This window comes from Nonomuraea deserti (assembly GCF_004348685.1).
In the GTDB taxonomy this organism is placed as follows: Bacteria; Actinomycetota; Actinomycetes; order Streptosporangiales; family Streptosporangiaceae; genus Nonomuraea; species Nonomuraea deserti.
In genome coordinates this window covers 1-8,903 of the sequence record NZ_SMKO01000290.1, presented here as the reverse complement: position 1 = coordinate 8,903, position 8,903 = coordinate 1, and the positions used below count along the sequence as shown (strand labels likewise).

7 protein-coding genes and 1 pseudogene are annotated in these 8,903 nt (G+C 71.9%); 5 read left to right on the top strand and 3 right to left on the bottom strand.

Annotated elements, in window-relative coordinates; translation table 11 throughout:
- Positions 1–792: MFS transporter (locus E1292_RS47805; RefSeq protein ID WP_132606441.1), on the bottom strand; the 792-nt coding region annotated here is incomplete at its 3' end.
- 358 nt (positions 793–1,150) lie between these two features.
- Here E1292_RS47805 and E1292_RS47800 point away from each other — a divergent pair.
- A pseudogene (locus E1292_RS47800) lies at positions 1,151–1,669 on the top strand (MFS transporter); the annotation flags it as partial.
- A 33-nt stretch (positions 1,670–1,702) separates the two neighbouring features.
- On the opposite strand, the gene E1292_RS47795 reads toward E1292_RS47800, so the two are convergent.
- The gene (locus E1292_RS47795) at positions 1,703–2,665 is read right to left on the bottom strand and encodes a sporulation protein (RefSeq protein WP_132606439.1); all 963 of its coding nucleotides are present in this window, start codon (positions 2,663–2,665) and stop codon (positions 1,703–1,705) included.
- A 300-nt stretch (positions 2,666–2,965) separates the two neighbouring features.
- Here E1292_RS47795 and E1292_RS47790 point away from each other — a divergent pair, with 300 nt between their 5' ends.
- The 4 genes from E1292_RS47790 (at position 2,966) to E1292_RS47775 (ending at position 7,961) form a co-directional block, all read left to right on the top strand.
- The gene (locus E1292_RS47790; protein ID WP_132606438.1) at positions 2,966–4,006 is read left to right on the top strand and encodes a PP2C family protein-serine/threonine phosphatase; all 1,041 of its coding nucleotides are present in this window, start codon (positions 2,966–2,968) and stop codon (positions 4,004–4,006) included.
- A 151-nt stretch (positions 4,007–4,157) separates the two neighbouring features.
- On the top strand, positions 4,158–5,525 hold the full coding sequence (locus tag E1292_RS47785; protein WP_132606437.1) for a GH39 family glycosyl hydrolase: 1,368 nt from the start codon (positions 4,158–4,160) through the stop codon (positions 5,523–5,525).
- A gap of 65 nt (positions 5,526–5,590) precedes the next feature.
- The gene (locus E1292_RS47780) at positions 5,591–6,439 is read left to right on the top strand and encodes an alpha/beta hydrolase family protein (protein ID WP_246090933.1); all 849 of its coding nucleotides are present in this window, start codon (positions 5,591–5,593) and stop codon (positions 6,437–6,439) included.
- Between the two features lie 85 nt (positions 6,440–6,524).
- Complete coding sequence (locus E1292_RS47775) at positions 6,525–7,961, top strand: L-fucose/L-arabinose isomerase family protein (RefSeq protein WP_246090931.1); 1,437 nt, start codon at positions 6,525–6,527, stop codon at positions 7,959–7,961.
- On the opposite strand, the gene E1292_RS47770 is transcribed toward E1292_RS47775, so the two are convergent.
- Positions 7,958–8,903: SGNH/GDSL hydrolase family protein (locus E1292_RS47770; protein ID WP_132606435.1), on the bottom strand; the 946-nt coding region annotated here is incomplete at its 5' end. The genes E1292_RS47775 and E1292_RS47770 overlap by 4 nt on opposite strands.

Below are 8,903 nucleotides of genomic sequence, written 5' to 3'. Positions count from 1 at the left end.
CTCTGGATGTTGCCGATGAGCGCCACGGTGATCGTCGGCTTCGCCGTCACCCCGGTGCTGGCCCGCCGGTTCCGCCCGGCCTACGTCATCGCGGGCGGGCTGGCGGTCGGCGTGCTCGGCATGCTCCTTCACGCCGTAGATCGCGGGCAGCACCGCGGCCATCGAGAGCACCACGCTCACCAGGTCGAGGCGGCCGGAGCCGGGATTGCGGTATTCCGGCAGCAGGAGCGGCCCGGCCACCAGGAGCACCACCATGACGGGCACGTTCACCAGGAAGACCGACCCCCACCAGAAGTGTTCCAGCAGCACGCCGCCGACCAGCGGCCCGATCACCATGCCGCCGATGAACCCGGTCATCCACAGGCTGATGGCGCGGGTGCGCTGCCCGGGATCCCGGAACATGTTGCTGATCAACGACAGCGTGGACGGCATCAGCGTGGCGCCGGCGACGCCGAGCAGGCCCCTGGCCACGATGAGCGACTCCGCCGTCGGCGCGTACGCCGCGAGCGCCGAGGCACCCGCGAACGCGGCGCCCCCGAACAGCAGGATCTTCCTGCGCCCGACGCGGTCGCCGAGCGTGCCCATCGTGATGAGGAAACCCGCGATGAGGAACCCGTAGATGTCGGAGATCCACAACAACTCCGCGCCGGTCGGCCGCAGATCCTCCGTCAGCGCCGGCACGGCCAGGTGCAGGACGGATATGTCGATCGACAGCAGCAGGGTGGGGAGGATGAGCACGGACAGGCCGGCCCATTCCCGCCAGCCCGCCTGTGCGGGAGCAATCTTATTCATGTCGGCCACGGTAGGACCTCAAGTCGAGTTGAGGTCAAATCCGCTCACAGGTTATAACCTGTGACGCTTATCTCCCTCTATAACCACACATGTCATGCCGCAAGATGATGAAGTGGACATGTACCACTAGGGCTGGGTGCGTGCGGTAGTTATAACGTGCCCAAGGAACGAGGCAGGACGGCGATGCACGAACCGGCGGCCGAGGACGGGCATCGACGGCACGCGATCGCCGTGCTGCTGGCCCTGCCCGCCGGGCACATCACCGACCGCTACGGCGAGCGGCGCGTGGCCGTGACGGGGTCGCTGCTGCTGACGGCGTCCAGCGCGGCGTTCCTGGCGCTCGGCCACACCGTCCCCTGGGCTCGTCACGGCCGGGATCCTGCTCGGCACCGGCCATCTGGGCTGCGTCATCGCGCAGCAGGCGCTGGTGGCCAACACCACCAGGCGCGGCGGCCACGACGCCGCGTTCGGCCGATACACGTTCGCCGCCTCGCTCGGGCAGGCGGCGGGACCCGTGCTGATCGCCGTGTTCGGCGGGGAGCGGGCCATCCCGGACACCGGCCGCATCTTCCTGTGGTCGTGCGGCCTGTCCGCCGTGCTCGTCGCGCTGTCGGCGGCGCTCGCGCGCAGCCCCTGCCCCGAGGCCGGCGAGCAGGACGCGGGCGGCGATGTGCGCTCCCAGCTGCGCCGTCCCGGGCTCGCGCACGCGCTGGTGACGAGCTGCGTGGTGCTGGCGGCCGTCGACATCACGCTCGTCTACCTGCCGGCGCTGGGCACCGAGCACGGGCTGACCGCGGGGACGATCGGGCTGCTGCTGACCGTGCGCGGCCTGGGCTGGGCCGGCGTCGCCGCCCGCCGCCTGCCCGTCGATCCCTGACCGGCCAGGCGGCGGCGCGTGTTCAGCGGCGGGTCACCAGTCGCCGCCCTCCTCCTCGCCGCCCTCGAAGAACTCCTCGACGACCTCCTCCACGACCTCGCCCGCCACGAGACCGCCGACCACGCCCGCCGCGCCGGCCGCGGCGACCATGCCCAGGCCGGGCCCGCCGTGGTGCCCCTCGTGGTGACCGTAGCGCTCGTGGTGACCGTGGTGACCGCCGTGCCCGGCGTACTGGGACAGGCTGTCGAGCCAGCGGCCCAGCTCGCCCGCCCAGTCGGTGACGAGGGCGTCGTCGTGGCTGACGTGGAAACGGCCGATGGCGTCGCCGGAGGAGTAGCGGCCGGCGCGCTTGTCGGCCTCCAGGACGACGTGCAGCCCCGCCGCGTCGGCCACGAAGGTCACCTCGACCTCGCCGACCAGCCCGGAGTAGGGTCCGGACGGATAGAACTCGATCTCCTGGTAGAACGGCAGCTCCTGCCGCACCCCGTGGAGGCGCCCCGCCTCCAGGTCGGCCGCCTTGAAGCCGAAGCCGAGCTGCAGCAAGGCCTCCAGGATGCGCAGCTGAGAGGGCAGCGGCTCGACCGCCACCATGTCGAGGTCGCCCTTGTCGACGGCCTTGGCGATGGCCAGCTCGGTGCGCACCCCCACGGCCATGCCGGTCAGCGGCTGCCCGCCGATCTCGCTGATCGGCGTCTCCCACGGGACGGGGAACCGGAAACCGACGACCCGCTCCTCGCCCTTGGCCAGGGTGAAGGGACCGGAGACCTCGGTGCGGGAGAACTCGCCGAGCCCCGCCTGCTCGCCCTCGCCGTGCTCGATCTCGACCCGGGCCACCAGCCCGAGCGTGATGTGCTCGATCTCGGCATCGAAGTCGCCGCCTTTGAGCCGTACTTCCCCTTCCAGCGTGCCGCCCGGCCGGGTCCGGGCGGTGGACAGAACGGTGTCCACCGAGGGCGCGCCGACGCCGAAAGCACCCAGCATCCGTTTGAAGACCACGACTCTGTTCTCCCTGTTGCAAGATCGATTGTGTGCCGCTGGCCCAACGATCTGCGCCCGGCCGGAGTTCCGCTGCTCGAGCAGGTGCCGGAAGCGTCCCTGATGTCTGTTTCATCGCGCCTTCGCGGCACTGCATCACGCTTGCATCCCGCAAGAGGCCGTCCCGCGTGGCCCGCAACCGACATGCGCTGAGCCATGCTTGTATATGGCGGATCATTGATGTTTCATTTTTCGTTGACCGGGATTGGCGGGCTGACAGTGGGTCGTGCGAGACACGCACATGGCGACGCGAGGGGGCAGATGAGATCCCTGCGGGCTCTGCGGTGGCTGCCCTTCGCCGTCATGTTCTGCGTCGCCGTCCTCGACGTGCTGGCGGGCCCGACGCTCATCTTCCTGCCGCTGCTCACGCTGGGGCCGGCCTTCGCCTCGCTGTCGGGCGGGGTGCGGCGGACCTCCGCGGTGGGCGCGGTGGCGCTGGCCATCTGCCTGTTCCTGGCGTCCTACAACGACCTGGTGCTCCACTGGCAGAACAACCTCACGGTCGTCAGCATCGCCGGCGTGACCGCGGCCAGCATGCTGGCCGCCCACCTGCGACTGGAACGCGAGCGCGAGCTGGCCAGCGTCCGGCAGGTCGCCGAGGTCGCCCAGCGGGTGCTGCTGCGGCCGGTGCCGCGGCGGGCGGGAGACCTGCAGGTGGCGCTCTCCTACACCTCGGCGGCGGCCGAGTCCCAGATCGGCGGCGACCTGTACGAGGTCGTCACGACGCCGCACGGCGTTCGCCTGCTGATCGGCGACGTCCAGGGCAAGGGCCTGGCCGCGGTCGAGACGGCCGCCTGGGTGCTCGGCGCGTTCCGCGAGGCCGCCTATGACGAGGCCGAGCTGACCGACATCGGCGAGCGGCTGGAGGTCAGCCTGACCCGTCATCTGGACGACGAGCAGTTCGTCACGGCGACCGTCGCCGAGGTGCACGCGGGCGAGATGACGCTGGTGCACTTCGGCCATCCGCCGCCGCTGCTGATCAGGCCCGACGGCACGTGCGCCACGATGGAGCCGCCCGAGCAGGGGTTGCCGCTGGGCCTCGGCGCACTCGACGCCGCGGCGGCCAAGCCCCACCGCATCCCGTTCGGCGAGGGCGACCGCATCCTGTTCGTCACCGACGGCGTCATCGAGGCCAGGAACGCGGCGGGCGAGTTCTACCCGCTCACCGACCGCGCCGGTCTGCTGACGCTCCCGGACCCGCAGGCCGCGCTGGACGTCCTGCGGGCCGACCTCGTGGAGCACGCGGGCGGACCGCTGCTCGACGACGCCGCGATGTTGCTGCTGCACCGCCGCGGCTCGTGAGACCGGCGTCGCCGAAAGACGCCGAACGATAACGATTGACTGTGAACCATCCGCTCGATGCGCCCCGTCTCCCCAGCCCGTGGAACGCTACTGGCGGCATGTCGACGGGAGGATCGGTGAGGGTCGGGTGACTTCGGGTAACCGGGGATGGATGAGGCGACGGCTCGGGCGGGCGGCCGCCTCGGCGGCGGCCGCCACGGCCGTGACGCTGGCCGTCACGAGCTGCTCGTTGCTGGGCCAGGCCCCGCAGCAGCGGCCTCCCTCCGTGCAGAAGACCACCGCCGCACCCCAGGCGTCGCCGAGCGAGAGCGGCGTGGCAGGGAAGCCGCCGCAGGTGGAGGACGGCTGGCCGCGCTGGGGGTTCACGCACACCGGCGTCAGCGCCAACAACATCACCCCGGAGTTCGAGCAGCGGGTGACCGGCCGGTTCGCCGAGACCCCGATGCTGCAGAACCAGCACATCATGGGCTTCGGGGCCTTCAACCCCGAGCCGCGCCCCGGGCAGTACGTCTGGGAAGACCTCGACAGCCGGATGAATCTCATGAGGCAGTCGGGTGCCACGCCGATCATCACGCTCTGCTGCGCCCCCGACTGGATGAAGGGCGGCCCCGAGGGCCCGACGTCGGAGGAGGGCTGGGCCGAGCACCTGGAGGACGCCCCCTACCCCGAGCACTTCGACGACTTCGCCAAGCTGTCGGCGGCCGTCGCCACGCGGTACAAAGACGTCAAGTACTTCATGGTGTGGAACGAGTTCAAGGGTTTCTGGAAGGACCACTCCAAGCCCGCCGACTACAAGGGGTACACCGAGCTGTACAACAAGGTGTACGACGCGGTGAAGGCGGCGCGGCCCGACGCCCAGATCGGCGGCCCCTACCTCGGCTTCGACAGCAACAAGGGCGGCGACACCGAGCTGCGCGGCGAGTGGGGCGTCGTCAACCAGCACGTCCTCGACGCCTTCAACCACTGGTTCGAGCACAAGAAGGGCGCCGACTTCGTCGTGGTCGACGGCGCGTCGGTGACCGACGCCCACGAGCTGCTGCCTGACGAGTTCGGGGCGCTGAGCAAGTTCAGCGCGGTCACCCAGTGGTTGCGCGACAAGACCGGCGACCTGCCGGTGTGGTGGTCGGAGTGGTACTTCGTGCCGGAGGACGGCACCACGTGGCCCGAGCCCAAGCGGCTCGCCGTGCAGGCCGCCTCGATGATCGAGTTCGCGCGGAGCGGCGTCACCACGGCGCTCTACTGGAACCCGCAGGCCAAGGAGGGCCGCTGCCCGGCCTGCCTGTGGGAGCCGCGCACGGGGGCCGAGCAGCCCACGGCCAGGCTGGTGGCCGGCTTCACGAAGTGGTTCCCTGCCGGGGCCGAGCTGGAGGCGGTCACCTCCTCCGACGCCAAGGTCAGGGTGCTGGCCCAGCCGGAGCAGCTGCTGCTGGTCAACACCTCCGACGGCCAGGTGACGACGACCGTCGACGGCACGCAGTTCACGCTCAAGCCGTACGAGATCAGGTGGAGCGGCCGCTAGCGGCCGGTGCGGCGTCTGCTAGATTCCTGATCGAACCGCTCAGTTCGATCAGGATGAAGGCAGACGTGACCGACGCTCTGGCAGGCGACCTCCCCAGCGACCTCCCCACCGGCCTCGTGCCGCCCGCCGGCACGCCGGCGGTGACGTTCACCAGCGGCGGCCACGCGCTGCTTGGCGTCCTGCACCTGCCCGCCGGGCCCGGGCCGCATCCGATCGTGGTGCTCCTGCACGGGTTCCCGGGCAACGAGCGCAACTTCGACCTCGCGCAGGCGCTGCGCCGGGCGGGCTACGCGGCCCTGGTGTTCCACTACCGCGGCTCGTGGGGCGTGGGCGGCTCGTACTCGTGGGGCAACGTGCTGGAGGACGCCGCCCGCGTCACCCGGGCCGTACGCGAGGACGCCGTGGCGGCCGCGCACCGGCTAGACCCCGGGCGGCTGGCCCTGGTGGGCCACAGCCTCGGCGGCTTCGCGGCTCTCATGACGGCCGCCGCCGACCCCGCGGTCCGGGCCGTCGTCTCGGTGGCCGCCTTCGACCTGGGCAAGGCGGCGGCGGCCTGCCGGGCCGATCCCGGCGCGCGGGCGGCGTACACGTCCGCGTGGGACGGCGAGCTGCTGCCGCTCCGTGACACCAGCGGCGCGGCCCTGGTCGCCGAGATGGAGGCGGCCGGCGAGGCGTGGAGCCTGGCCGGGCTGGCGCCCCGCCTGGCCGACCGGCCCGTGCTGCTGATCGGCACCGGCCGCGACAGCGTCACGCCGGCGGAGACGCATCACCATCCGCTGGTCGAGGCCTACCGGGCGCATCCGGTGCCCGGGCTCGAGCACCGGCTCTATCCGACCGACCACGCCCTGTCGGACCACCGGCTGACCCTGGCCCGCGCGGTCACCGGCTTCCTCGACCGCCGCCTGGCGGATTAAAACGTGTCAATAGCAAGGAAAGGCCTCTTGACCATCTGCTGCCGCCACAATACCGTCCCGGTGAGGCCGATCCAGGTAAAACGTTTTGCGCGGTGAAGCCGCGTCGGAGGGCAGCACCATGGCCAGCACCAGGCAGGTACGCGTAGGGCTCGTGGCCGGCGGGCTGGGGGCCTACTGGCCCCAGTTCCCCGACCTCCTCCCCCAGCTCCAGCGCTCGGCGGCGCGGGTCTCGGAGCGCATGCGGGAGCTGGACGCGGAGATCGTCGACGTCGGGTTCATCTCCGACGCGCAGGAGGGGGCGGCCGCGGCCGAGAAGCTGCGGGCCGCCGACTGCGACCTCATCGTCGGCTTCCTGACCACGTACATGACGGCCACGATGCTGGTGCCGATCGCGCAGCGCAGCGGCGCTCCCGTGTTGCTGATCAACCTGCAGCCGACCGAGTCGATGGACCACGCCACGTTCGACACCGGCCAGTGGCTGGCCTACTGCGGCGCCTGCCCGCTGCCCGAGATGGCCAACGCCTTCCAGCGGTGCGGCATCCCGTTCCGCTCGGTGTCCGGCTACCTGGAGGACGAGCGGGCCTGGAAGCGCATCGGCGGCTGGGTGCGGGCGGCCGCCGCGAGGGCCGCGCTGCGGCACGGGCGGCACGGCCTGATGGGTCACCTCTATCCCGGCATGATGGACGTGTCCACCGACCTGACGCTGGTGAGCGCGAACTTCGGCGGGCACGTCGAGGTGCTCGAGTTCGACGACCTGCGGGTGCGCGTGGAGAAGGTCACCGACGCCGAGGCCGCGGCCAAGCGCGCCGAGACCGAGAAGATCTTCGACTTCGCCGACTCCGTCAACGAGACGGACCTCGACTGGGCCTGCCGCGTCTCGGTCGGCCTCGACCGGCTCGTGGCCGACTTCGACCTGGACAGCCTGGCCTACTATCACCGCGGCCTGGACGGCGAGACGCACGAGCGCCTGGGCGCCGGCATGATCCTCGGCGCCTCCCTGCTCACCGCCCGCGGCATCCCCGCCGCCGGCGAGTACGAGTTGCGCACCAGCCTGGCCATGCTCGTCATGGACCGGCTCGGCGCGGGCGGCTCCTTCACCGAGTTCCAGGCGCTCGACTTCCACCGCGGTCACGTCGAGATGGGCCACGACGGGCCCGCCCACCTCGCCATCAGCGCCAGGAAGCCGCTGCTGCGCGGCCTCGGCGTCTACCACGGCAAGCGCGGCTGGGGCGTCTCGGTCGAGTTCGACGTCAAGCACGGGCCGGTCACCGCGTTCGGGATCATCCAGCGCCGCGACGGGCGCTTCGCCTTCCTCGCGTCCGAGGGCGAGACCGTCGACGGGCCCCACCTGCAGATCGGCAACACCACCTCCCGCGTCGACTTCGGCCGCGACCCCGGCGAGTGGACCGACGAGTGGAGCGCCACCGGCATGTCGCACCACTGGGCCCTCGGCACGGGCCACCGCGCGGGCGAGCTCAGATCCCTGGCCCATCTCCTCGACCTCGAGTTCGTCCAGATCTAGCCGGTGAGCAGCCCGGCGGGCACCGCGCCGGCCAGCGCCCGGTGGCCGGCGGGGTTGAGGTGCAGGTGGTCGCCCAGGTCGAGCGCGGCCAGGAGCCGCCGGGGCACGGCCGGGTCGCGGGCCGCCCGGTCGAAGTCGACCACGGCGTCGAACCTCCCTCCGCCCCGGATCCAGTCGTTGACCGTCTGCCTGGCCGCCTCGCGGTGGCCCGGGGCGTCGTCGTACGGGATGTTGCCGCCGAAGGGCGTGAGCGTGCCGCCGTACACGCGGATGTCGTGCGCGTGCGCCCGGACGATGATCTGCTCGTAGGCCGCGATCAGGTCCTCGGCGACCCGCTTCTGCGCCGGGCGGGTGGCCGGCGCGGTGCCGATGTCGTTGACGCCCGCCAGCACGATCAACCACCGGACACCGCTCTGGGCGAGCACGTCGCGGTCCAGCCGGGCCAGGCCGCTCGGGCCCAGGCCGTCGTCCAGCAGGCGGTTGCCGCCCGCGGCCTGGTTGGCGACGGCCACGCCCGCGGCGGCGCCCAGCCGGTCGAAGAGCCGGTCGGGCCAGCGGTCGTTGCGGTTGGTGGTGGAGCCCCTGCCGTCGGTCAGCGAGTCTCCCAGCAGGACGAGCGCGGCCGTGCCCGGCTCGGACCACACCTCCAGGGCGCTGAGGAAGTACCAGTGGTCGACGGGGGTCGCGCCCGGCAGGTCGGCGGCGGTGACGTGGTCACCCGCCGCCAGGTAGGAAGTGGTCCTGGAGCCCGGGTGCGAGGTGACGTCCTCGGAGGCCTGCCCGCCGGCCAGATGGAGGGTCACGGTGAGGACCGAGCCGGGCGCCGGGGCGAGGTCCAGCGGGTCGGACACGACCTGCGCCCCGACCGGCACCACCGCGAAGGGCCTGCCGGAGAACGTCACCGGCCGCGCGGTCCCCGGCCGGATCGCGCTCACCCCGGCC